Annotated in this window: 21 protein-coding genes and 1 pseudogene; 2 read left to right on the top strand and 20 right to left on the bottom strand. The window is 71.7% G+C overall.

Annotated elements, in window-relative coordinates; genetic code table 11:
* Nucleotides 1-51: 51 nt before the first annotated feature.
* The 16 genes and pseudogenes from SSP24_RS42855 to SSP24_RS16330 form a co-directional block, all read right to left on the bottom strand.
* The gene (locus tag SSP24_RS42855; protein WP_167529602.1) at nucleotides 52-192 is read right to left on the bottom strand and encodes a hypothetical protein; all 141 of its coding nucleotides are present in this window, start codon (nucleotides 190-192) and stop codon (nucleotides 52-54) included.
* A gap of 93 nt (nucleotides 193-285) precedes the next feature.
* Entirely contained in the window at nucleotides 286-600 is a 315-nt protein-coding gene (locus SSP24_RS16400) for a DsbA family protein (RefSeq protein WP_141310294.1), read from the bottom strand.
* A gap of 238 nt (nucleotides 601-838) precedes the next feature.
* A complete protein-coding gene (gene mug, locus SSP24_RS16395) occupies nucleotides 839-1,384 on the bottom strand; it encodes a G/U mismatch-specific DNA glycosylase (protein ID WP_141310293.1) in 546 nt (181 codons plus the stop codon).
* On the bottom strand, nucleotides 1,381-2,823 hold the full coding sequence (gene purB / locus SSP24_RS16390; protein WP_141310292.1) for an adenylosuccinate lyase: 1,443 nt from the start codon (nucleotides 2,821-2,823) through the stop codon (nucleotides 1,381-1,383). The genes mug and purB overlap by 4 nt, the downstream gene beginning before the upstream one ends.
* A 73-nt stretch (nucleotides 2,824-2,896) precedes the next feature.
* A complete protein-coding gene (locus SSP24_RS16385) occupies nucleotides 2,897-3,247 on the bottom strand; it encodes a DUF4326 domain-containing protein (RefSeq protein ID WP_141310291.1) in 351 nt (116 codons plus the stop codon).
* A gap of 7 nt (nucleotides 3,248-3,254) precedes the next feature.
* On the bottom strand, nucleotides 3,255-4,058 hold the full coding sequence (locus tag SSP24_RS16380) for an SGNH/GDSL hydrolase family protein (protein WP_141310290.1): 804 nt from the start codon (nucleotides 4,056-4,058) through the stop codon (nucleotides 3,255-3,257).
* 67 nt (nucleotides 4,059-4,125) lie between these two features.
* Nucleotides 4,126-5,139, bottom strand: coding sequence for a hemolysin family protein (locus SSP24_RS16375; protein ID WP_141310289.1), 1,014 nt, complete (start codon nucleotides 5,137-5,139; stop codon nucleotides 4,126-4,128).
* The gene (locus SSP24_RS16370) at nucleotides 5,136-6,464 is read right to left on the bottom strand and encodes a hemolysin family protein (protein ID WP_141310288.1); all 1,329 of its coding nucleotides are present in this window, start codon (nucleotides 6,462-6,464) and stop codon (nucleotides 5,136-5,138) included. Before SSP24_RS16370 ends, SSP24_RS16375 begins: the two co-directional genes overlap by 4 nt.
* A gap of 162 nt (nucleotides 6,465-6,626) precedes the next feature.
* Nucleotides 6,627-7,055: a GNAT family N-acetyltransferase gene (locus tag SSP24_RS16365; protein ID WP_141310287.1), complete on the bottom strand. Its 429-nt coding sequence runs from the start codon at nucleotides 7,053-7,055 to the stop codon at nucleotides 6,627-6,629.
* A gap of 104 nt (nucleotides 7,056-7,159) precedes the next feature.
* Nucleotides 7,160-8,329, bottom strand: a complete 1,170-nt coding sequence (locus tag SSP24_RS16360; protein WP_141310286.1) for a substrate-binding domain-containing protein — start codon at nucleotides 8,327-8,329, stop codon at nucleotides 7,160-7,162.
* A 68-nt stretch (nucleotides 8,330-8,397) separates the two neighbouring features.
* Entirely contained in the window at nucleotides 8,398-9,537 is a 1,140-nt protein-coding gene (locus SSP24_RS16355; RefSeq protein ID WP_141310285.1) for an ABC transporter permease, read from the bottom strand.
* A gap of 6 nt (nucleotides 9,538-9,543) precedes the next feature.
* Nucleotides 9,544-11,043 (bottom strand): sugar ABC transporter ATP-binding protein, encoded by a 1,500-nt coding sequence (locus SSP24_RS16350; protein ID WP_141310284.1) that lies wholly within the window; start codon nucleotides 11,041-11,043, stop codon nucleotides 9,544-9,546.
* 157 nt (nucleotides 11,044-11,200) lie between these two features.
* The gene (locus tag SSP24_RS16345; protein WP_373306743.1) at nucleotides 11,201-14,101 is read right to left on the bottom strand and encodes a SpoIIE family protein phosphatase; all 2,901 of its coding nucleotides are present in this window, start codon (nucleotides 14,099-14,101) and stop codon (nucleotides 11,201-11,203) included.
* A 201-nt stretch (nucleotides 14,102-14,302) separates the two neighbouring features.
* Nucleotides 14,303-15,191, bottom strand: a pseudogene (locus SSP24_RS16340) (LLM class F420-dependent oxidoreductase).
* Nucleotides 15,192-15,237: 46 nt separating this feature from the next.
* A complete protein-coding gene (locus SSP24_RS16335; protein WP_141310283.1) occupies nucleotides 15,238-17,805 on the bottom strand; it encodes an ABC transporter permease in 2,568 nt (855 codons plus the stop codon).
* A 5-nt stretch (nucleotides 17,806-17,810) separates the two neighbouring features.
* The gene (locus SSP24_RS16330; RefSeq protein WP_141310282.1) at nucleotides 17,811-18,623 is read right to left on the bottom strand and encodes an ABC transporter ATP-binding protein; all 813 of its coding nucleotides are present in this window, start codon (nucleotides 18,621-18,623) and stop codon (nucleotides 17,811-17,813) included.
* A 177-nt stretch (nucleotides 18,624-18,800) separates the two neighbouring features.
* Here SSP24_RS16330 and SSP24_RS16325 point away from each other — a divergent pair, with 177 nt between their 5' ends.
* Together SSP24_RS16325 and SSP24_RS16320 are read left to right on the top strand one after the other, a co-directional pair.
* Nucleotides 18,801-19,040: a toxin-antitoxin system HicB family antitoxin gene (locus SSP24_RS16325; RefSeq protein ID WP_141310281.1), complete on the top strand. Its 240-nt coding sequence runs from the start codon at nucleotides 18,801-18,803 to the stop codon at nucleotides 19,038-19,040.
* A 4-nt stretch (nucleotides 19,041-19,044) separates the two neighbouring features.
* The gene (locus SSP24_RS16320; RefSeq protein WP_141310280.1) at nucleotides 19,045-19,419 is read left to right on the top strand and encodes a fic family toxin-antitoxin system, toxin component; all 375 of its coding nucleotides are present in this window, start codon (nucleotides 19,045-19,047) and stop codon (nucleotides 19,417-19,419) included.
* A 9-nt stretch (nucleotides 19,420-19,428) separates the two neighbouring features.
* On the opposite strand, the gene SSP24_RS16315 is transcribed toward SSP24_RS16320, so the two are convergent.
* The 4 genes from SSP24_RS16315 to bioB form a co-directional block, all read right to left on the bottom strand.
* On the bottom strand, nucleotides 19,429-20,109 hold the full coding sequence (locus SSP24_RS16315) for a class I SAM-dependent methyltransferase (RefSeq protein ID WP_141310329.1): 681 nt from the start codon (nucleotides 20,107-20,109) through the stop codon (nucleotides 19,429-19,431).
* A 104-nt stretch (nucleotides 20,110-20,213) separates the two neighbouring features.
* Complete coding sequence (gene bioD, locus SSP24_RS16310) at nucleotides 20,214-20,960, bottom strand: dethiobiotin synthase (RefSeq protein ID WP_141310279.1); 747 nt, start codon at nucleotides 20,958-20,960, stop codon at nucleotides 20,214-20,216.
* A 1-nt stretch (nucleotide 20,961) separates the two neighbouring features.
* On the bottom strand, nucleotides 20,962-22,242 hold the full coding sequence (locus SSP24_RS16305) for an adenosylmethionine--8-amino-7-oxononanoate transaminase (RefSeq protein WP_141310278.1): 1,281 nt from the start codon (nucleotides 22,240-22,242) through the stop codon (nucleotides 20,962-20,964).
* The gene (gene bioB / locus SSP24_RS16300; RefSeq protein ID WP_141310277.1) at nucleotides 22,235-23,407 is read right to left on the bottom strand and encodes a biotin synthase BioB; all 1,173 of its coding nucleotides are present in this window, start codon (nucleotides 23,405-23,407) and stop codon (nucleotides 22,235-22,237) included. Before bioB ends, SSP24_RS16305 begins: the two co-directional genes overlap by 8 nt.
* Nucleotides 23,408-23,512 lie beyond the last annotated feature (105 nt).

Raw genomic sequence — 23,512 nt, 5'->3', positions numbered from 1 at the left:
TTCCGACGCATCGAGCAGGCCATCCCCTGGTGCGATCGTCCGCCCTTACTCTCAACAAAGCGCAGTGCGCAGTCGTCGCCGGCAGATGACGGCGCAGCCAAGGGTGACGAACGCGTGATGGATGTCGTCGCGGATCTCCCGGCGGATACGCAGGCGGCGGAACCAGTGCAGCAGCGTGATCGCTCCTTCCACGACCCAGCGGTACACGCCAGGCCGGAGCCGTGCCCGGTGCCGCGTCGGGCGAGGTGCGGGGTGATCTGGAACCGGCGCCGTCCCCGTCTGTGATCAGCTCCGCCGGGCGTCTTCGAGGGCGTGCCGGAGCAGGTCGGCGTCGGGGGCTCTGGCCAGACCGTCGGGGGTGCGGTAGAGCCGGCACGTGAGGGACGGTGTGGCGTCGGGCTCGGCGAACGGGTCGTGTCCGTTGATGAGGATGGTCGGGGAGCCGGTGAAGCCGGACCGCTCGGCCTCGGTCTCGTCGGCGATCACTCGGGTGGTGAAGCCTGTGGTGGGCAGCCCGGCGTCGTCCAGCGCCTGCCGCAGTTGTTCCTCGGCGAGCTGCTGGTTGGGGCAGTCGGGCACGACCCAGAGTTCGATCTCCATGTCTCCAGGATCGCGCGCCTTGGCGCTGTACGGGCCGAAGGGCCCGATCTGGCTGGGCCTTGGAGGGCGGAGAGGCGGCCTCCGCCTGTTCGACGGCTTCGGGGTACGGCTCGCGCTTGGCGTGTTGGCGCGCGCCGGGCAGATGCTGGCCACCGAGGGATTCAGCCCCTTGCGTTTGCCGGTGGGGGATCACTCTGGGACCTCAAGTGAGCTTGAGGTCAAGAGCCGCCTGAGCCGGTCAGTCCTCCGCGGCCGCCCTCAGTCGTGCGAACTCCTCCGCCATCGTCCGAGCCGTCCAATGCGCATTCAGCCCGGAGGGATTGGGCAGCACCCACACGCGCGTGTCGCCGATCGTCCGTACCTGCGGCCCCACCCGCGCCGCGCGGTCGTCGAAGGCCGCCCGGTACGCGGTGACGCCCACCACCGCCAGCCAACGCGGCCGCAGCCGCGCCACCTTGAGTGACAGCAGCTGCCCGCCCTCCCGGTACTCCTCGGCGCTCAACTCGTCGGCCCGGGCAGTCGCCCGCGCCACCACGTTCGTGATGCCGAGCCCGTACGACAGCAACTCGCCCTGCTCCGACGGCTTCATCAGCCGCGGCGTGAAGCCGGACAGATGCAGCACCGGCCAGAAGCGGTTGCCGGGACGGGCGAAGTGGTGGCCCGTCGCCGCGGTCATCAGGCCGGGGTTGATACCGCAGAACAGCACCCGCAGGCCGTCCGCGACCACGTCCGGTACCAGACGGTCGCGGGCGGCCTCCAGCTCCTCCGGGGTGAAGCGCCTCAGAGGATCGCTCCCGGCGTGTAGCCCGCGGCCTCCGGGCGCTGCTTCACAATCTCCTCGATCCGGCCGACCACCGCCCCGACCTGGTCGGCGGCGGCACCCGTGAAGGACAGCTTGTCGGCCATCAGCTCGTCGAGCTGTGCCCGGTCCAGCGGGATGCGCTCGTCGGCGGCGAGCCGGTCCAGCAGCTCGTTGCGCTCGGCACCCTGCTCACGCATCGCGAGGGCGCACGCCACGGCGTTCTCCTTGATCGCCTCGTGCGCGACCTCACGGCCGACCCCAGCGCGCACCGAGGCCATCAGCACCTTGGTCGTCGCCAGGAACGGCAGGTAGCGGTCCAGCTCACGCGCCACGACCGCCGGGAACGCGCCGAACTCGTCCAGCACCGTGAGGAAGGTCTCCAGCAGCCCGTCCAGCGCGAAGAACGCGTCCGGCAGCGCGACCCGGCGCACCACCGAGCAGGACACGTCGCCCTCGTTCCACTGGTCGCCCGCCAGCTCGCCGGTCATCGAGGCGTAGCCGCGCAGGATCACCATCAGGCCGTTGACGCGCTCGCAGGAGCGGGTGTTCATCTTGTGCGGCATCGCGGAGGAGCCGACCTGACCCGGCTTGAAGCCCTCGGTCACCAGCTCGTGCCCGGCCATCAGCCGGATCGTCTTGGCCAGCGAGGAGGGCCCCGCCGCCAACTGCACCAGGGTCGTCACGACCTCGTAGTCCAGCGAGCGCGGGTAGACCTGGCCGACCGAGGTGAAGGCCTGCGAGAAGCCCAGGTGCCCGGCGATCCGCTGCTCCAGGTCGGCGAGCTTGGCGGCGTCCCCGCCGAGCAGGTCCAGCATGTCCTGCGCGGTGCCGACCGGGCCCTTGATGCCGCGCAGCGGGTAGCGGCCGAGCAGCTCCTCGATGCGGCCATAGGCGACCAGCAGCTCGTCGGCCGCGGTCGCGAACCGCTTGCCCAGCGTGGTGGCCTGCGCCGCGACATTGTGCGAGCGCCCGGCCATGACCAGCTCGCCGTACTCACCGGCCAGCTTGCCCAGCCGCGCCAGCACGGCCACCGTACGGTCGCGCATCAGCTCCAGCGACAGCCGGATCTGCAACTGCTCGACGTTCTCGGTCAGGTCGCGGGACGTCATCCCCTTGTGCACCTGCTCGTGCCCGGCGAGGTCGTTGAACTCCTCGATCCGCGCCTTCACGTCGTGCCGCGTGACCTTCTCGCGCTCGGCGATGGAGGCCAGGTCGACCTGGTCGAGGACGCGCTCGTAGTCGGCGATCGCCGCGTCCGGCACCTCGATCCCGAGGTCCTGCTGGGCGCGCAGCACGGCGAGCCAGAGCTGACGCTCCAGCTTCACCTTCTGCTCGGGCGACCAGAGCGTGGCGAGCTCGGCGGAGGCGTAGCGTCCGGCGAGGACGTTCGGGATACGGGGCTTGGCGGGCGCAGAAGTCACGTAACCGGATTCTACTGGCGGTTTGTGCAGGCCAGCGCCACGGGTGGGTTCGTCGGAAGCTACAAGGCGGTCGCTACACGGCAGACCCGGCCGACTCGGCCAGCTCCGCCAGCACATCCGCATGGCACAGCTCCGGCGCACACCAGCAGGCCAGCGTCCGCCCGCGCAGCTCCGGCACCAGGTCGAGCAGCTCCGGGCGCTCCAGCAGATACGCCCGGTACATCGCCATCACCTCGGCCCGGGTGCCGTCCCGCTTCTTCCTGGCGGTGTCATAGGCGAACGGGTTGTACAGCGGGTGCCGGGGCAGGTCCCAGCCGCCCAGCGTCCAGCGACGGCCGACGTAGACCACGTCCGCGGGGGCGAGTTCCAGCCGGGGACCGAAGTCGTGGATCCGGCCCCTGAGGTTGATCACCCGCGTGGTCACGGCGGACCTACGCCGGATCCTCGTACGGCAGCAGCTCCGGGTACGGCAGCAGCTCGGGCCGCTTCGGCGGGCGGCCGTCCCCGGAGGAGCGGCCCGTGAGCCGTCGTCCTATCCATGGGAGGAGATGCTGCCGGGCGAACCGGACATCCGCGACCCGCCGCGTCACCCACCCCGGCGGCAGCGTGGCCGGCATCGGCACCCGCCAGTCGGGGTCCTCGGGCTCGTACCCGAGCGCCTGCCACACCGCCTCCGCGATCCGGCGATGCCCGTCGGCCGTCAGGTGCAGCCGGTCCACGTCCCACAGGCGCGGGTCACTCAAGGACGCCGCGCCGTACAGGTCGACCACCACCGCACCGTGCCGCGCGGCCAGCTCGTCGACGCAGGTGAACAGCTCCTCCATGCGCGGCCGGAACCGCTCCAGCACCGGGCCCTGCCGTCCCGGGCTGCGCATCAGAACCAGCTGCTTGCAGGCCGGGGCCAGCCGCTCCACGGCCTCCTCCAGCAGGGCGCGCACCCGGCCCATGTCGCACTTGGGCCGCAGGGTGTCGTTGAGCCCGCCGACGAGCGTGATCACATCGGCGCCCATGGCGGCCGCCACGTCCACCTGCTCGTCGACGATCTGCCCGATCAACTTGCCGCGCACCGCGAGGTTGGCGTAGCAGAAGCCGGGCGTGCGGGCGGCCATCCGCGCCGCGAGGAGGTCGGCCCAGCCCCGGTAGGTGCCGTCGGGCAGGAGGTCCGACATGCCCTCGGTGAAGGAGTCGCCGACCGCGACCAGGCTGGTGTACGTGGGAGAGGCGTTCGTCTGCATGGCGTCAGAGATGGTATCCCGAGGCGCATACCCGCCGGTCGGTCACCCTCCCGGCACCTGCCTGGCCTCACGCCCACTGCCCGAACAACTCCCGCAGCACGTCCTCCATGGTCACCAGCCCCGCCAGCCGCCCGTCCGAGCCCAGCACGGCCGCCAGGTGCGTACGGCTGCCCCGCATCGCGGTGAGGACGTCGTCCAGCGGCGTGGTCTCCCGCACGCGCGCGATGGGCCGCATGTCGCGCAGCCGGAACGGCAGGTCCCGCGGCATGGCGTCCAGCGCATCCTTCACATGCAGATAGCCGACGATCCGGCGCCCCTCGTCCACGACGGGGAAGCGGGAGAACCCGGACTGCGCCGACAGCGCCTCCAGCCCCTCCGGAGTGACACCCACGCGCGCATACATGACACGCTCCAGCGGGAGTACGACATCCCGCACGGGCCGGTGGCCCAGTTCGAGGGCGTCGTGCAGCCGCTCCTGCGCACGGTCGTCGATCAGCCCGGCGGCGCCGGAGTCCTGGACCATCCGGGCCAGCTCGGCGTCCGAGAAGCTCGCCGTGACCGCGTCCTTGGTCTCGATCCGCAGCAGCTTCAGCAGCCCGTTGGCGAACGCGTTGATCGTGAAGATCACCGGCCGCAGCGCCCGGGAGAGGGCGACCAGCGGCGGCCCGAGCAGCAGCGCGCTGCGTACCGGCTCGGCGAGCGCGATGTTCTTCGGCAGCATCTCGCCCAGCAGCATGTGCAGGTACGTCGCCAGGGCCAGCGCGATCACGAAGGACACAGCGTGCCCCGCACCGGTCGGCACGCCCATCGCGTGGAACGCCGGCTCCAGCAGATGCGCGATCGCCGGTTCCGCGACCACACCGAGCACCAGGGTGCTCAGGGTGATGCCGAGCTGCGCGGCGGCCATCAGCGCGGACACGTGCTCCAGTCCCCACAGCACGCTCTTCGCGCGCCGGTCGCCCCGCTCGGCGTACGGCTCGATCTGGGAGCGGCGCACGGAGATCAGCGCGAACTCGGCGCCCACGAAGAAGGCGTTCACGACCAGCGTCGCCAGACCGATCAGCAGCTGTACGGCCGTCATGCCTGCGCCTCCTTCTCGTCGTCCAGGGGCGCGTGCAGCAGAACGCGTGCCGCCCGGCGCCCGGAGGCGTCCAGTACTTCGAGCCGCCAGCCGGCGACCTGCACGGTGTCGCCGACTATCGGAATGCGGCCGAGCTCAGCGGCAACGAAACCAGCCAGCGTTTCGTACGGCCCCTCCGGCGGCCGCAGGCCGACGCGTGCGAGCTGGTCGATGCGGGCGGCGCCGTCCGCCGAGTACAGGGCGTGGCCGTCCTCGTCGGCGCCGACCGGGGCGAGGTCGGGTGTCTCGTGCGGGTCGTGCTCGTCGCGCACCTCGCCGACGACCTCCTCGACGATGTCCTCCAGGGTGGCCACGCCCGCCGTACCGCCGTACTCGTCGATGACCACGGCCATCGTGCGCTTGCCGGACAGCCGGTCGAGGAGCCGGTCCACGGTCAGCGACTCGGGGACAAGCAGCGGTTCGCGCATCATGTCGGCGACCGGCACTCGGGGCCGGCGCTCGGCGGGCACGGTCAGGATGTCCTTGATGTGGGCGGTGCCCACGACCGAGTCGAGGCTGCCGCGGTAGACCGGGAACCGGGACAGGCCCGTCGCCCGGGTCGCGTTCGCCACGTCCTCGCAGGTCGCCTGCGCGTCGAGGGCGACGACCTGCACGCGCGGCGTCATCACGTTCTCCGCGGTGAGGTCCGCGAGGTTCAGGGTGCGGACGAACAGCTCGGCGGTGTCCGGCTCCAGGGCGCCCTCCCGGGCGGAGTGCCGGGCGAGTGCGGCCAGTTCCTGCGGCCCGCGCGCGGAGGCCAGCTCCTCGGCGGGCTCGAGGCCGAAGCGGCGCACCAGGCGGTTCGCCGTGTTGTTGAGGTGGGTGATGAACGGCCGGAAGATCGCGCTGAACCAGCGCTGCGCGTTGCCCACCCGCCTGGCCACGGCCAGCGGCGAGGAGATCGCCCAGTTCTTGGGCACCAGCTCGCCCACCACCATCAGGAACACCGTCGACAGGGCCGTACCCAGCACCAGCGCGATAGAGGACGCCGTGGTCCGGGAGATGCCGATACCGCGCAGCGGACCCGCGATCAGTCGCGCGATGGACGGCTCGGCGAGCATGCCGACGACCAGGTTGGTGACGGTGATACCGAGCTGCGCCCCGGAGAGCTGGAAGGTGAGATTGCGTACGGCCTTCAGGGCGCCGGAGGCGCCGCGCTCGCCGCGTTCGACGGCGCGTTCCAGTTCGCTGCGCTCGACCGTGGTCAGCGAGAACTCGGCCGCGACGAAGGCGCCACAGGCGAGCGACAGCAGGACCGCCACCAGCAGGAGCAGTACTTCGGTCATCGGGTCACCCCCGTACCATGGTCCGGCAGGGCGGGGAGGCTCGCGCGATGTCCGGTACTGGGAGGCTCGCCCATGGGCGGACGCTCACACCTTTCACTGAGGATGGGTCGGGTTCTGGGAGGACCGAGTGGCCCTCCCAGGGTAAAGGATCGGCAAAGGACGTCAGGATTCGGTCAGCGGCTTCACCCAGCGCCGCCATTGTTCCTCCGGCGAGTACCCCGCCGCACGCCACGCGTGCTGCGCGGTTTCGTTCCGGGTCAGCACCATCGCGTCCCCACGGCGCCCGCCGAGTCCTACGAAACGCTCCTCCGCGGCGGCCAGCAGGGCGCCGCCGATGCCCTGGCGGCGGTGCTCCGGATGCACTGCGAGTCGGTACAGGTGGCAACGCCAGCCGTCGAAGCCGGCTATGACGGTTCCCGCGAGGAGGCCCTCGCGCTCGGCGAGGAGCAGTGCTTCGGGGTCCGTCCTGACGAGTCGGGCCACTCCGTCGCGGTCGTCGCTGATGCTCGTTCCTTCCGCGGCTTCGCGCCAGAACCGCAGCACGCTGTCGACGTCGGAGAGAGTGGCGCTGCGGATGTGAAGATCGCTCATGGGGTGAGCAAAACAGAGCGGTGACCTGCCTGGCGAATGGTTTCCGCAAAGTGGAATCGCGCCAGGAGCGGGCGGTTCCCGACGCCGCTGTCACATCTTCCGGATCACTTGCCCCAGATCTTGCGATACGTCTCCTGATAGCCCGGTGGGTTCCAGGTCGTGGCGCCGTCGCTGTTGTCCGCCGTGGTGATGTGGACGGGGGCGACATATCCGCTGGCCGGCCGGCCGGAGAAGGCGCGGTTGAACTCGTCGACGATCTGCCAGCCCTGCAGGGACAGCGGCTCGGGCACGGTGGCGGCCTGGTACTGCCTGCTGTTGATGCGCTGGAAGGCGGACGGGGAGCCGTCACCGGCGCCGATGTTGAAGGGCGGCCCCGAACCCGGCTTGCCGGCCGCGCGGAAGGCGGGGGCGGCATCGCCGAAGTACAGGTCGTTGATGGCGACCGAGTGCGTCCACCGGCTCTGGAAGCGGGCCAGCAGCGAGGAGATCTCCCGGGGGGTGCGGCTGCTCGCGTCCGGGATCGGGATGTTCTCGTGCGCCAGCAGCCTCACACCCGAGCACGTGGCGAGTTCCTTCCTGATCAGCTCGGCCTTGTCCCTGGCGAAGGGGATCGAGTCGTCCGTGATGAGGACGACCCCGGCATGGCCGTCGGAGTGCGTGATGATCCACTGTGCGCTGATGGCGGCCACGTCCTCGACCCGGGTGGTGACGTTGGTGAAGAGCCTGGGCTGCTTGCTGGGGCCGGGGGAGGCGACCGCGTGCCAGCCGATGAGCGGGATGCGGGCCGAGTTGGCCCGTGCGACCTGGCGCGAGGTCGAGTTGGGGTCGAAGCCGCCGATGACGATTCCCGAGGGCCTGAGCGCCACGGCCTCGCTCATCGCCGCCTGAATGCCTGCTGGGGTTCCGCCCCCGTCGATCACCCGGACGTTCCAGCCGATGACCCGAGCCGCTTCCCGTACGCCGTCGGCCGCGCCCGCGACTCCGGGGTTGGTCATGGTCTGGGCGACGTAGACGATGGTCTTGCCGGACGTTGCCGCGGGGCCGGTGGTCGGTCCGTTCCAGGGGAGGCCGGTCTGCTCCGCCTCTCTGACGGCTGCCTGGGCCCTGGCCTGGGCAGTGGGGCAGCCGCTCGGGCCCGTGGCGGAGGTGTCGCCGGGGCCGCTCGACGAGCCGCGTTCGCAGCCGGTCAGGACCGTTGCCGCGGCCAGCAGGGCGGTGGCGGCGCATCGGGCCTTGAGGGCGCCGGGGGCGGCGGCCTTGCGGTTGCCGTGCACGGGAGCTCCTCGGGGAGGGGTGAGCAGGAAGACGAGGCGGGGCACAGAGGGGGTGCGCGTGGCATGGGTCACGGAGCGGTGTCCGGCGGGCCGCCGTCCTGCGTCGGGGAGGACGGGGGCTGCGGCGTCACGGCGGGTGAGTCGCGGGCCGCGACGGCGCCGGTGCGCAGCCGGCGGCGGGTGGAGTAGCCGGCCAGGCCGACGGCCAGGAGCAAGGTCCCGCCGTAGAACAGCGGGACCGTCCAGAAGTCGGCGCCCAGCTGGCCGATTCCGGTGAGACCGACGGCGAGGACGGCGACGGCGACGAGTGTGCCCAGGGCGTTGGGGCGGCCCGGTTTGATCGCGGTGGCGCCGAGGAGGGCACCGGCGAAGGCAGGCAGCAGGTAGTCGAGGCCGACGCTCGGATTGCCGATCTGCTGCTGGGCCGCGAGCAGCACTCCGGCGAAGCCGACGATCAGCCCCGAGGCGGCGAACGCGTAGACGGTGTACCTGCGCGTCGGGATCCCTACGAGGTCGGCGGCACGGGGGTTCGAGCCGATGACGTAGAGGTACCGGCCGAGCGGCAGCCGCTCCAGCACCAGCCAGAGGACGACCGCGAGGGCGAGAGCGTAGAACGCCGGGACGGGGAGGCCGAGGAACGTGGAGTCGTAGATGTCGGTGAAGGCGGCCGGCAGGCCCTGCGGGCCGGGGACGATGCGGCCGCCGTCGGTGATCCAGCCGGTCACGGCGTACAGCATGCTGCCGACCCCGAGCGTGCCGATGAAGGAGTCGATGCGGCCGAACTCGACGATGACACCGTTGAGGACGCCGAGGATCGCCCCTCCCACGACCACCGCCAGACAGGCGAGCGGCCATGGCCACCCCTCGTTGACGACGAGCTGCATCACCATGACGTGCGCCAGACCGAGGCCGTAGCCGATGGACAGGTCGAACGCCCCGGTCACGATGGGCACCATGGCGGCGAGCGCGAGAACGGCGGGGACCGACTGGTTGGACAGGATCGAGTCGACGGTGTCCCGGGTGGGGAAGGTGTGCGGCAGGACGAGGGAGAAGACCAGGAAGAGCAGAGCGGTGAGGGCCAACAGGCCGTAGGCACCGACGAGCTGTCCGCCCGGTCCGCGTCGTCGCTCCGGCCTTCCGAGTCGGGCCGGCAGGCTCGGTCGGTGCGGTCGCGGCCGGGGCGGGGGTGGGGGAGGTGGGGCGGTCATGGCTGGTCACCGTTCCGGCGGGGGCGCGGCCGAAGCCGCACGGGTGAGCCCGGCGACGGTCAGGGCCGGACCGCTCAACTCGGCCACCACGGACCCATGGACGAAGACCAGGGCACGGCGGCACACGCCCACGACCTCCTCGAAGTCGGTGGAGACGAGCAGGACGGCGAGGCCCGCGGCCAGCGCGTCGTCGAGCAGGCGGTAAATCGTGGCCTTGGCCCCGATGTCCACGCTCGCGGTCGGTTCCTCGAGGATCAGCAGGCGCGGGCTCACCCGCAGCCACCGGCCGATCATGACCTTCTGCTGGTTTCCGCCGGACAGGGCGGCGATGGCGGCCTCGCTGTCGCGAGGATGCACCGAGATCTGTTCGATCACGCCGGCGGCCACGTCGCGTTCCCGACGGGGACTGATCCAGCGCAGTGCCGGCAGGCCTCCCGCGCGGGGGTTGGGCAGGAGGTTCTCCCGTACGGTGAGCCCGGTTGCGCAGCCCTCCCGCTGTCTGTCGCCGGACACGAATCCGACACCGAGACCGACGGCGTCGGCGACCGTGCGGGGACGGTACGGCCGGCCACCGAGGAGCACCCGCCCGCCGAGTACGGGCCCGGAGCCGGCGAGGGCACGGCCCAGATCCACGTGCCCCGCACCGGTGAGGCCGACCAGACCCAGCACCTCCCCGGCCCCGAGTTCCAGGCTGACCGGTCCCGCGCCGGCGGTCCGTACGCCGTCCAGGGTCAGAACGGCCGGGCCGCCTGCGGGGACCGGGGCAGGGCGGCGTTCGGTCAGTCGCGCACCGACGATGTCGTGCACCAGACGGTCCGGGCTGTGGTCCGCGAGCCGGCCGTGGCTGACCAGGCGACCGTCGCGCAGGACGGCGAAGGTGTCGGCGACCGCGTACACCTCGTCCAGGCGATGGGTGACGTAGAGGACGCCGTGCCCCCGGTCGCGTACGGAGTGCAGGACGCGGAAGAGCCGGGCACAGTCCGCGGCGGGCAGCCGGGCGGTCGGTTCGTCGAGGACGATGAACTTGGCCCGCGCCGCCAGGGCCCGGGCGATGGCGACCAGCGAACGCTCGGCCGGGGCGAGCCGGGCGATCGGCACGTCGGGGTCGAGATCCGCGGCGACGATGCGCAGGGCCTCGATGCAGCGCTCCCGGGTCCGGCGCCAGGAGATCAGTCCGGCACGGCGCGGATACCCGGTGCTCAAGGCCATGTTCTCGGCGACCGTCATCCACTCCACGAGGCCGAGGTCCTGGTGGATGAAGGACATGCTGCGGGACGCGGCATGACTTCCGAGCGGGTGCCCGTCCACCGTGATCCGCCCCGCCTCGGCGTGGTGGACGCCGGCGAGCACCTTGATGAGAGTGGACTTTCCGGCTCCGTTGGGACCGAGGAGGGCGAGGACACTACCGGCGTGGACGTCGAGGTCGACGCCGACCAGCGCGAGAGTCCCGCCGAACCGCTTGACGAGGCCGCGGATACGGACCAGAGGAGCGTCGTGCACGGACATCTCCGGGGGTCGGCCTGGCGGGTTCTTTCGGAGTTTCACAAGCGATGTTAGTGGGATGAATCACATGATTTCAGGCATTCGTAGTCCTTTGTGACTCCAACGGGTCAGCGGCCAACGACTCCAACGGGTCAGCGGGCCGCCGGCCCACACCTGCCCCTCACACGCCGCCGAGCCCGAACTCGGCCCAGATGACCTTGCCCTCCGCGGTGTAGCGCGCGCCCCAGCCCTGTGCCAGTTGCGCGACGAGGAACAGGCCGCGGCCGCCCTCGTCGGTGCTGGCCGCCCGGCGCAGATGCGGCGCGGTGCTGCTGGTGTCGGAGACCTCGCAGATCAGGGCGCGGTCGCGGAGCAGCCGTACCCCGATGGGCCCGGAGCCGTGTCGGATGGCGTTCGTGACCAGCTCGCTGAGCACCAGTTCCGCGGCGAACGCGGCCTCGTCGAGTCCCCACTCGGCCAGCTGCCGAACGGCCTCGGTGCGTACTTCGCTGACGAGGGCAGGGTCGGCGGGCAGGTTCCAGGTGGCGATCCGCTGGGGGTCCAGTTGCCGGGTGCGGGCGACGAGCAGGGCGATGTCGTCGTACGGGTGGGCGGGCGCCACGGTCTCGAGGACAGCCCGGCAGGTCTCGTCGGGTGTGCGCTCCGGGTGGGCCAGGGTGGTGCGCAGCTGGCCGAGGACCACGTCGACGTCGCGATGCCGGTCCTCGATGAGACCGTCGGTGTAGAGCACCAGCTGGCTGCCCTCGGGGACATGGACGTCCGCGGCCTCGAAGGGAAAACCCCCGAGGCCGAGAGGGGGTCCGGCGGGCAGGTCGGGGAAGGACACGGCGCCGTCGGGGTGGACCAGCGCGGGCGGAGGGTGGCCCGCGCGAGCCATGGTGCACTGCTGCGTGGTCGGGTCGTAGATGACGTACAGGCACGTCGCGCCGATGATGCCGGAGCCGCCGGTATCAGGGTCCTCCCGGTCCAGGCGCACGGTGAGGTTGTCGAGGTGGGTGAGGACTTCGTCCGGGGGGAAGTCGAGTTCGGCGAAGCTGCGTGCGGCGGTGCGCAGTCGGCCCATGGTGGCGGCCGAGAGCATGCCGTGCCCGACGACGTCACCGACGAGGAGGCCGATGCGGGTGCCCGAGAGGGGAATGACGTCGTACCAGTCCCCGCCTACGTCGTGCTCGGCGGGCAGATAGCGATGGGCGACCTCGACGGCGTCCTGGTCGGGCGCCCCGCGCGGGAGCAGGCTGCGCTGCAGGGCCAGGACCATGGCGCGTTCACGGGTGTAACGCCGGGCGTTGTCGATGGACAGTGCCGCGCGGGTGGCGAGTTCCTGGGCCAGTGAACGGTCGTCGTCTCCGAAGGGGGCGGAGCCCTGAGCGCGGTAGAAACTGGCGACGCCGAGGACGACGCCGCGGGCGAGCAGGGGTGCCGCGATGAGGGAATGGACGTCGGCCGGCAGCCCTTCGGGGCGTTCAGGGCCGTGGGCGATCCAGTCGGCGGCGGCTCTCAGGTCGGGTTCCAGCACGGCCTGTCCGCTGGTCAGGCATCGCAGCTGGGGTGCGGTCGGGCCGAAGCCGACCTGGTCGCCGACCGGGAGGAAGGGGCCGTCGTCGCGGATGCCGTGGACGACCGTACGGCGCAGGTCGCTGTGCGGAGCGGCGGACTCCTCGCCGCGCAGGACGGCCTCGGGCAGGTCGATCGTGACGAAGTCGGCCAGGTCCGGAACAACCGTCTCGGCCAGTTCCTCGGCGGTCCGCCGCACGTCCAGGGTGGTACCTATGCGGGTGCTCGCCTCGGACAGCAGCTCCAGACGGCGGCGTGCGGCCACGGCATACGTTCCGACGTGCGGCTCTCCCAGGAGCACCAGCCCTCGCGCGGCGATCGGCGAGCCGGAGTGATCGTCCGTCACGTGGTCCGCGCCGGCGGCCGGGACGCCGTCGCCGCCCGCGGCGGCCTCGGCGGCCACGCCGTCGGGAAGGCGGACCGGCGTCCGGGTGGTGCCGGGCGTCCGGGCGGTGAAGACAGGCCGGGCGGGCACGGCCCCGAACGGAGAGTCGCCCAGGGCGGCGGCAGGCTCGGTGGGCGAGACCGGTGACTCGTCGGCCTGGCCCGGGACGCGGCGCCCGTGCGGTGCGGGGCCTGCGACAACGGCCTCGATGGCAATGCCCTCCACGCCGCCTTCCACCCCGGAGGCACTCGTCATGGGACGGCTCACCAGCGTGACGCTTCGGCCGCCCGGCAGGGACACGTCGACGGCGGCGCGCTGCGCGCCGGAGATCAGCTCGGCGCCCTTCTCCCTGAGGATCGCCCGGTCACGGGGGCGCAGCTCAAGGCCCAGTTCGTCCACTCCGACGCGGTGGTGAAGGCCTTCGCTGGTCTTGGCCGCGCTGTCCAGGTACGCCAGCAGCAGGGCCCGCTCACGCCGGGAGCTCTGATCGAGCAACCGCCGCTCGATGGCCTCGGCCGCCCTGTGTATCACGCCGGCCAGCGCCAGATCCTCGGCGCTGCGTGGATAGCCGAAGCACAGCACGCCCTCGATATGGCCGCTGAGCGGGTCGCGGACGGGCAGGGCACGGCAGGCGCTGGCCTGGGAGCGCTCGGCGAAGTGTTCGGCACCGTAGACCCGGATGAGTCGCCGCTCCATCAGGGCGAGACCGATGCCGTTGGTGCCGGCGACCTGCTCGGCGAACACGAATCCGGGGACGCGCTGGATCGCCGGGAGGCTTCTGGCCAGGGACGCCTCGCCGAAACGGCGTAGCAGGACCGTCCCGTTCGCGTCGGCGACGGAGATGTTCATCGCGCTGCCGGAGAACAAGGCCTGCAGCCGGTCGAGCACGGGTGTGGCCGCACGGATGATGCGGTCGTCCGGATCGAAGTCCTCCTGGAAGGGAAGGTCGGACTGGTCCGGCGACAGTCCCAGGGACAGGCAGCGCTGCCACGAGTTCAGGATCGGCGTTCGCACACCCGCCACGACCGGCTCACCCTGCAGAAACCGCTCCCGGAATACGACAGGCCCCGCGCCGCCGGTCGCACTCCCCGTCGGTATCGGTGTCCCGCCGAACCGATCCACGCTTCGCCTCACTCTTGCCCTGGATAAGCCGCTTATCGGACATATCTGGCATCCATGAGGATACGGGTATTCAGGGCGCGAGTCATGGCTTGCGAGCTTGGCGACAGGCAGTGATGAGCCGACAGGCAGTGATCAGCCGACAGGCAGTGATCAGCCGACAGGCAGTGATCGACTGAGCCGGTCGTCGCAGGACCGCGACAGTCACTCGCCGCGCAGCGCCGCGATCACCGGCGCGAACGCCTCCATGTAGGGCTCCAGCACGGTCAGATACGAGAAGCCGTACCGCTCCCGCTGCCGCCGCACTTGATCGACGATCTCGTCCAGGGTCCCGGTCAGGAGGATGGGCAGCTCCAGTGCCTGCTCCAGGCTCAGGTGCGGCACATGCGGCAGCATGGGCCGGACGGCGCCCTCGCGGTCCTCGGTGACGGCCACCATCTGGATGAGCACATTCAGCTCGGCGGGCTCCTTGCGCCCCTCGGCCAGCCGCCGATACGTGGCGACGCGCTCGTCGAGCTCCTCGGCCGTGACCGGAGCCAGCGCCCCCGTCGTGCTGCCGGGCACGGACCGCTCCCGTGAACGCCGCGATGTCGGCGTGCTCGGCGGTGAGCTTCAGCATCCGGTCGCCGCCCGCGCCGATCAGCAGCGGTACGCGCGGCTGCTGCACTGGCTGAGGCCGCTGCTCGTCGGAGCCGAGCAGCCGCTCCAACTCCTCGACCGTCCGCCGCAGATGGTCCACCCGCTCGCCGGGCGAGCCCCAGGGCAGCCCGGCTGTCTCGTGTTCCGCCTGTACGTAGCCGGTGCCGAGGCCCAGTTCGAGGCGGCCGCCGGTGAGGGCGTCCGTGGTGGCCACCTCGCGGGCCAGCAGGGCGGGGTTCCAGAACCCCGCGTTGAGCACGAACGTGCCGAGACGTGGCCGCTCGGTCGCCGCGGCGGCCGCCACCAGGGCCGGGAAGGGAGCGGGCATGCCCAGGTGGTCGGGGACGAGGAGGACGTCGTAGCCGAGCTGCTCGGCCCGGCGGCACTTGGCGCGTCACTCCGCGGCGGGCGCGGGATTGACGAGGTTGACGCCGAAGCGGAACGGGCGCGACATGAACTCTCCTCAAGCCGAGCCGAATTGAGCATGTCCCGGCATTCCATCACTCGTGCGCGATCGCCGCCAGAACATTCATCCGCGAAGCCCGCAGCGCCGGCAGCAGTGCCGCCACAACCCCGACCACCGCCGAGCCGATCACGACCGCGATGATCGTCCACCACGGGATCGCCAGTGCGGTCATGCCCTCCAGTGCCAGTACCTGTTGGGTGCACAGGCCCCACACCAGCCCCAGCGCGAGGCCGAGCACCGCGCCGAACACCGCGATCACCACCGACTCCAGACGGATCATCCGGCGCAGCTGACGCCGGGCGAGCCCGATGGCCCGCAGCAGGCCGATCTCCCGGGTGCGCTCGACGACGGACAGGGCAAGGGTGTTGACCACGCCGAGCACGGCGATGATGATCGCCAGCCCCAGCAGGGCGTACACGAGGTAGAGCAGCACCGCGATCTGGTCGTGGACCAGCTGCTTGTAGTCGGCGATGTCCCGCACCTGCACCTGCGGATACGCCTCCAGCGTCGCCTCCAGGCTGCCCCGCAGGTCGTCCGGGTCGGTCCCGGGCGAGCCGTTGACGTACAGCGCGGAGTCCTGTGCGCCCGGCGCGTACCGCTCCAGGGTGGCGAGCCCGAAGTAGATCCCGCCCTGCATACCGAAGCCCTCGGCGGACTCCTGGTCGGTCAGCGCGCCGACGGTCAGATCGGCTTTCCGCCCGCCCTGGAACTCGACGGGGATCGCGCTGCCGACCCGCACGCCGTGGTCCCGCGCGAAGTCACGGTCCATCGCCAGCCGCCCGGGAGCCAGCGCGGCGGCGCTGTCGCCCTGCGCGTAGGTGATGTTGGCGACCTCGTCGAGCTCGGGGTCGTAGCCGACGGCCGTCGTCTCGATCCGGTCGCCGTCGGGGAGCTTCACCGCGATCGGTGCGAACTGCGAGCGCACGACCAGGCCGACGCCCTCCGTCTCGCGCACCTGCTTGGTGACCTCCCGCGGGAAGGGCACGAAGTTGGCGTTCTGGAGCACGAAGTCCGCGCCCAGCGTCTGGTCGATCTGCTCGTCGAACGACTTCGTCATCGAGGCGCTCGCCACCGACATCCCGCCGACCAGCGCGAGCCCCACCATGAGCGCGGCCGCGGTGGCGCCGGTACGACGGGGATTGCGCAGGGCGTTGCGCTGGCTCATCCGCCCGATCGAACCGAACAGCGCCGGGAACCAGCCGCCCAGCACCCGGATCACCGGCCGTACCAGCAGCGGCCCCGCGATCACGGCCGCGACCAGCGTCAGGACGACCCCGAGACCGAGCAGGGACGCCGCCGAGCCCGTGTCGGACGCCACCACGCAGCCCACCAGCGCGGCCGCGCCTGCCGCTCCGACGACCGCTCCGACGATCGCGCGCACCTTGAGCGGCCGGCCCACCCCGGCGACCTCCGCGTCCGCGAGCGCCGCCATCGGCGAGACGGCGGCGGCCCGGCGGGCCGGGAGATACGCGGCGACGAAGGTGACGCCGACTCCGACGACGTACGCCGTCACGGGTGTCACCCAGCCGATGACCATCTCGGTGGACTTGATGTTCATGCCGAGCACACCCATCAGCTCGATCAGCCCGGCGGCGAGCCCGATACCGGCGGCCAGGCCCAGCGTCGAGCCGACCAGGCCGAGCAGCAGCGCCTCGGTGAGCACCGAGCGGCGGACCTGGCGGCGGTCGGCGCCCAGCGCGCGCAGCAGGCCCAGTTCGCGGGTGCGCTGCGCGATCAGCATGGAGAAGGTGTTGACGATGAGGAACACGCCCACCAGCACGGCGATCCCGGCGAAGCCGAGCATCACCCACTTGATGATGTCGAGGAAGCCGCCGAGCTGTTCGACGTCCGACTGGGCCTGTTCGCCTGCGGTGCGGAAGTCGTAGCGGTCGGCGCCGAGCGTGGCCGCCACCCGCTCCTTGAGCGTCTCGTCGCTGACGCCCGGTGCCGCGTCCACGGTGATGGCGGTGGCGCCCTCCGGGTCGCCGAGAAGCTTGGTCTGCGCGGTCGGCGTGTCCAGGAACAGCAGCGCGGCACCGGGGTTGGTGGTGGTGAAGGTGACGATGCCGACGACCTCGACCTTGAACGAGCCGGGCGCCGCGATCACCGTCAGGGCGTCCCCGACCCGTACGTTACGGCGCTCGGCGGTCTCGGAGTCGAGCAGCGCCTGGGTCGGCCCGCGCGGGGCGTGACCGGAGGTCAGTTCCACGGGGCTGCGCTCGGTCGGGTTCCAGTTGGTGCCGAGCGTGGGGGCGCCGGTCGTCGGGCTGACCGACTCGTTGCGGTCGTCGACGACGGTGATGTTCTGGACCTCGACCTCCGCGCGGGCGGCGGCCACCCCGTCGACCCGGGCGACGCGTTCGGCGAGGTCGGCCGACAGGGTGGCCGTCGCGCCGGACGGCACCGACTCGTCGAGGGTCTTCTTGGGGCTGACGGTGACGTCGGCCGCCGTCGAGGCGAAGAGCCGGTCGAAGGTGCGGCTGACGGTGTCGGAGAAGATCAGACTGCCCGCGACGAACGCGACGGACAGCAGCACGGCCAGCGCCGAGAGCAGCAGCCGCCCCTTGTGCGCGAGGAAGCTTCTGAGCGTCGCCTTCAGCACGTCCTTCAGTCTCCCTGGGCGGGGGCGCCGTCGTCGTGCTGACGGCGGATCACGTCGAATCGCTTCATCCGTTCCAGCACCGCCTCCGCCGTCGGCCGCGCCATCTCGTCGACGAGCCGTCCGTCGCCGAGGAAGAGCACCAGGTCGGAGTGGGCGGCGGCGCCCGGGTCGTGGGTGACCATGACGACGGTCTGCCCGAGCCCGTCGACGGCCTCGCGCAGAAAGCCGAGGACCTCCAGGCCCGCGCGCGAGTCGAGGTTGCCCGTCGGCTCGTCCGCGAAGATCAGCTCCGGCCGGGAGGCGAGGGCGCGGGCGCAGGCGACGCGCTGCTGCTGACCGCCGGACAGCTGCGAGGGGCGGTGCCTGAGCCGGTCCCGCAGCCCGAGGGTGTCGATCACCTGGTCGAGCCACTTCTGGTCGGGCCGCTGGCCCGCGATGTCCATGGGCAGGGTGATGTTCTCCAGCGCGTTCAGCGTCGGGATGAGGTTGAACGACTGGAACATGAACCCGATCCGGTCCCGGCGCAGCCGGGTCAGCTCGCGCTCCTTCAGGCCGGTGATCTCTGTGTCGCCGAGCCACACCTGGCCCGACGAGACGCTGTCGAGCCCGGCCAGGCAGTGCATGAGGGTGGACTTGCCGGACCCCGAGGGGCCCATCACGGCGGTGAACCGCCCGCGCGCGATGTCGACGTCCACCGAGTCCAGGGCGAGCACCGCCGTCTCGCCCGAGCCGTACGCCTTGGTCAGACCGCGGGCGCGGGCCGCGACCCCGTCGGCCGAGGCGAGCCCTGGGGCGTGCTCCGCAGCAGGTGTGGACAAGGGTGCCTCCTCGGTCGCTCCTCGCGACAATAATGTGATCCGCGGCACACCCGGTATCCTCCGGAGGTCCCAGACGGTCTCCTGCCCAGGTCGAGCACCGGATGCGGGTGTAAGGGGCACGCACCCGGCCGTGCAGGCGCCCTTGCCCTGCTAGCGCCCGAGCGCTAGCTTCGAGGTATGGCCAAGACCCAGCTGAACGTCCGCGTCGACGAGGACACCGCTCGCGCGGCCCGCGAACGCGCCCTCGCGCGCGGGATGAGCGTCAACCGCTACATCGAGGAACTCGTCAAGCAGGACACCGGCGAGGTCGGTCACACCTTCGTGGAGGCCGCCGCCGACTTCATGAAGCAGTACGAGTCGGTGTTCGCCGAGGAGTTCGGCACCGACCGTGAGGGCACGCGCGAAGGTCGCCGCTGATCCCTTGAGCGACCTCACCATCGACCTCGCCTGGCTCCTGATGCTCGCCGAACAGAAGACGCCGGGCGACCCCCAGGTCACCGACTGGGGAGCCCTCGTCGCGGCCGTCGCGCGCCACCAGGCCGAGATCTTCGACGTCCCCGTCTACGACACGCCCCACGCCCGCGCCGCGGCCCTGCTCCAGCTGCTGATCCACATCCCGTCACTGGAGCGTTCCAACGCCCTGTTCGCCTCCGCCGTCGCGTACGCCTATCTCGTCGCCAGCGGCGCCAAGGTCGTCACCTCGCCCGAGCAGGTGCGCGATCTGGCCCGGCTGGTCAAGAGCGGCGATGCGTCGGTGGGCGACATCGCGCGCGAGCTGCGCCAGTGGAGCCTGTGAGGCGCCGGTCTACTGCTGCGGCCGCCACGCGGTGCCGAGCACGCAGAACGACGTGGGCAGCACCGGCCCCTTCTCCGGCATCAGCATCCGCCGGTACGGCCCCAGTTCGAACCCGGCGTCCCGGAGCGCGCCGACCGGATCCCGGGACAGATGGCAGCCGCCGTTCAGCACCGGCCACACCGTGCGGTCCAGCGCCCGCTGCGTGAAGCCCATCGCGCGGCCGCCGCCCCGGCCGTGCTCGAAGAACCGCACCTGACCGCCGGGCCGCAGCACCCGCCGTACCTCACCGAGGGCGCGCGGCACGTCCCGCACACTGCACAGCACCAGCGACAGCACCACCGCGTCGAAGCCCTCGCTCTTGACCGGCAGCGCCTCCGCCGCGCCCGGCACGACGTCGACGGGCATCTCGGCGCGCAGCGCGGCCTCAACCGCCAGCTGCCGCAGGCTGCGCTCCGGTTCGATGGCGACGACCTCCGCGACTGTCCCCGGATAGTGCGCGAAGTTCAGGCCGTTGCCCGCGCCGATCTCGATCACCCGCCCGGACAGCCCGGCGAGCAGCCGGTCACGCACCCCGGCCATTCCCATCCGGGTCTCGGCGGCCACGCTGAGGCGGGCGTAGTAGCGGGCGAACAGCGGGTGGTGCACGGGATCCCGCGCCACCTTGCCGGTGCCGGTGGACCGTAGCGGCATGGAAACCTCCCGGGCAGGACGGGCCATACGGGGATTGTCCCCAGAAAGCGCCCCGTGCACCCCGCGACTTCGCACCCACGCGCACCGCGCGCTCGTGAGCCTCCCTACGTCGCCGTACCGGCGTCCTTCAATGGCACAGGCCTCTCCCGCACCCGGAACGCCTCCGCGTCCCACGTCCCGTCCAGCCGCGGCGCCAGCCACCCGGGCGCCGCCGCCCGGAAGACCTCCGGCGCCAACGCCCCCGCCCCGGCCGGAGGGGCGCCCAGCAGCGGCGCGTCCGCCACCTCGGGCAGATCCGCCAGATTGCAGCGCGAGGCCAGGTCCGGCTCGGTGGGCCAGCTGCCGATCACGACCCCCACCAAATCGAGCCGCCGACGGCGTACTTCACGTGCCGTCAGCTCGGTGGTGTTCAGCGTTCCCAGTCCTGCCGCGGCCACCACGAGCACCGGTGCCGCCAGCAGTTCGGCCGCGTCCGCCAGCGTCCCGCCCGCCGGGTCGAAGCGCACCAGCAGCCCGCCCGCGCCCTCCACCAGCACCAGATCGTGCTCGGTGGCCAGCTTGGCCGCGGCCTCGGCGATCTCCTGCGGATGCACCGGCGCCCGCCCGGCCCGCCGCGCCGCCGTACCCGGCGCCAACGGCTCTGGATATCGGTCGAGTTCGCGAGCCGTGACCGGTCCTGCCAGCCGCGCCACCTCCTCGGCGTCCCCGCGCTCATCCGGCCGTACGCCCGTCTGCGCGGCCTTCAGGACGGCGACCGAGCGCCCCGCCGCCAGCGCCGACGCGGCGACCGCGGCCGTCGTGACGGTCTTGCCGACCTCCGTGCCCGTCCCCGTGATCACCAGGATCGGCATGTCATCCCTCCCGCGCGGCCGCGCACACCGCGCGCCCGATCCGTGCCAGGTCCGCGTCGCCCGTGACGTACGGCGGCATGGTGTAGACGAGGTCGCGGAACGGCCGCAGCCACACGCCCTCGCGCACGGCGGCCCGCGTCGCCGCCGCCATGTCCACGGCGTGGTCGAGCTGGACGACCCCGATGGCGCCCAGGACCCGTACCTCCCGCACCCCCGGGAAGTCCGCGGCCGGTGCCAGCCCCTCCCGGAGTCCCGCCTCGATCCGCTTGACCTCGGCACGCCAGTCCTGGCCGAGCAGCAGTTCGATCGAGGCGCAGGCCACGGCCGCCGCCAGCGGATTGCCCATGAACGTCGGCCCGTGCGCCAGCACCGGCACCTCCCCCCGGGAGATGCCGTCGGCCACCCGCGACGTGCACAGCGTCGCCGCCATCGTCAGATAGCCGCCGGTCAGGGCCTTGCCCACGCACATCACGTCCGGCGTCACGGCCGCGTGCTCCGCCGCGAACAGCGCACCCGTCCGCCCGAACCCGGTCGCGATCTCGTCGAACACCAGCAGCACGTCGTGCGCGTCGCACACCTCGCGCAGCACCCGCAGATACGCGGGGGAGTGGAACCGCATCCCGCCCGCGCCCTGCACCACCGGCTCCACGATGACGGCGGCCAGTTCGCCCGCGTGCCGCTCGATCAGCTCGCGCAACTGGTCGGCGTACGACTCCTCGTACGTGGCCGGCGGCGGGTCCGCGAACACCTGGCGCGGCAGCACCCCGGTCCACAGTTCGTGCATGCCCCCCTCGGGGTCGCACACCGACATCGGCTGCCAGGTGTCGCCGTGGTAGCCGCCCCGCCAGGTGAGCAGGCGTCGCTTCTCGGGGCGGCCGAGCGAACGCCAGTACTGCAGGCACATCTTGATCGCGACCTCGACCGACACCGACCCGGAGTCGGCGAGGAACACATGCTCCAGACCGTCGGGCGACATTTCGACAAGGAGCTTCGCCAGCCGTACGGCGGGCTCGTGCGTGAGCCCGCCGAACATCACATGGCTCATCCGCGACAACTGCTCGCGCGCGGCCTCGTTCAGCACCGGGTGGTTGTAGCCGTGGATCGCCGACCACCAGGACGACATTCCGTCGACCAGCTCGCCCGAGCCGTCCGCGAGCCGCAGCCGCACCCCGCTCGCCGACTCCACGACGAGCGGTTCCTGCCGGCCGGGCATGGGGCCGTACGGATGCCAGACGTGCCGCCGGTCGAGGTCCAGCAGCTCGTGCAGGGTCAGGTCAAGCATTGGGCGCGAGGTCCGTTCCGGCACCCCGGCGGCGTACGGCGACCAGGTCCGTACGCGGCTCGGAGGCCTGCGGGACGGATGCGGAACCGCAGACTCCGCCTCCCTCGTGCGACCCGCACCCGGCACCCTCGGCGCTGCCGTGCGACCCGCACCCGCCGCCCGCCCGGTGCTCCGGCAGCGTCACCTGGTCGGTGCCCTCCACCTCGAACCCGGCGTCCGCGATCATCTCCAGGTCGGCCTTGCCCGCCTGGCCCTCGCTGGTGAGGTAGTCGCCGAGGAAGATGGAGTTGGCCAGGTGCAGGGCGAGGGGCTGCATCGAGCGCAGATGGACCTCGCGGCCGCCGGCGATGCGCACCTCGACGTCCGGGCACACGAACCGCACCATCGCCAGGATCCGCAGACAGCGCTGCGGGGTGAGGTGCCACTCCTTGGCGAGCGGGGTGCCCTCGAACGGGATCAGGAAGTTGACCGGCACCGAGTCCGGGTCCAGCTCACGCAGCGCGAACACCACGTCGACCAGGTCCTCGTCGCTCTCGCCCATCCCGGCGATCAGACCGGAGCAGGCGGACAGCCCGGCCGCGTGCGCCTTCTGGACCGTGTCCACCCGATCGGCGTACGTGTGCGTGGTCGTGATGTCCGCGTACGTGCCCTCGGACGTGTTGAGGTTGTGGTTGTAGGCGTCCGCGCCGGCGTCGCGCAGCCGCTCCGCCTGGCCGTCGGAGAGCAGCCCGAGGCAGGCGCACACCTCGACGCCCTCGTTCTGCTCCTTGATCGTCCGGATCGTCTCGGAGACCCGGTCGACGTCCCGGTCGGTCGGCCCGCGCCCGCTGGCCACCAGACAGACCCGCTTGGCGCCGCCCGCGAGCCCCGCGGCCGCGGCCTGCGAGGCCTGGTCGGGCTTCAGCCAGGTGTACTTGAGGATCTCGGCCTTGGAGCCGAGTCGTTGGGAGCAGTACGAGCAGTCCTCGGGGCACAGCCCCGACTTGAGGTTGACGAGGTAGTTCAGCTTCACCCGTCGGCCGAACCAGTGGCGGCGCACCTTTCCGGCCGCGGCCACCACATCGAGCACGTCGTCGTCGGAAGTGGCGAGGACGGCCAGCGCTTCCTCGCGGGTCGGCGTCTCGCGCCGAAGCCCCTTGTCCACCAGCGTGTTCAGCAGGTCCATGGAAGCTGATCCTGTCCTAACGCACCGCTTGTGGCCAAGAGGAGACTTCACACAACACTGGGTGTTCGACGTGTGGGTATTGCCACACCCTGAGCTGCGATGGGT

The sequence above is a fragment of the Streptomyces spinoverrucosus genome, from assembly GCF_006539505.1.
GTDB lineage: Bacteria > Actinomycetota > Actinomycetes > Streptomycetales > Streptomycetaceae > Streptomyces > Streptomyces spinoverrucosus.
Note: the sequence above shows the minus strand (reverse complement) of the source record. Positions and strands in the feature narration are given on the sequence as shown.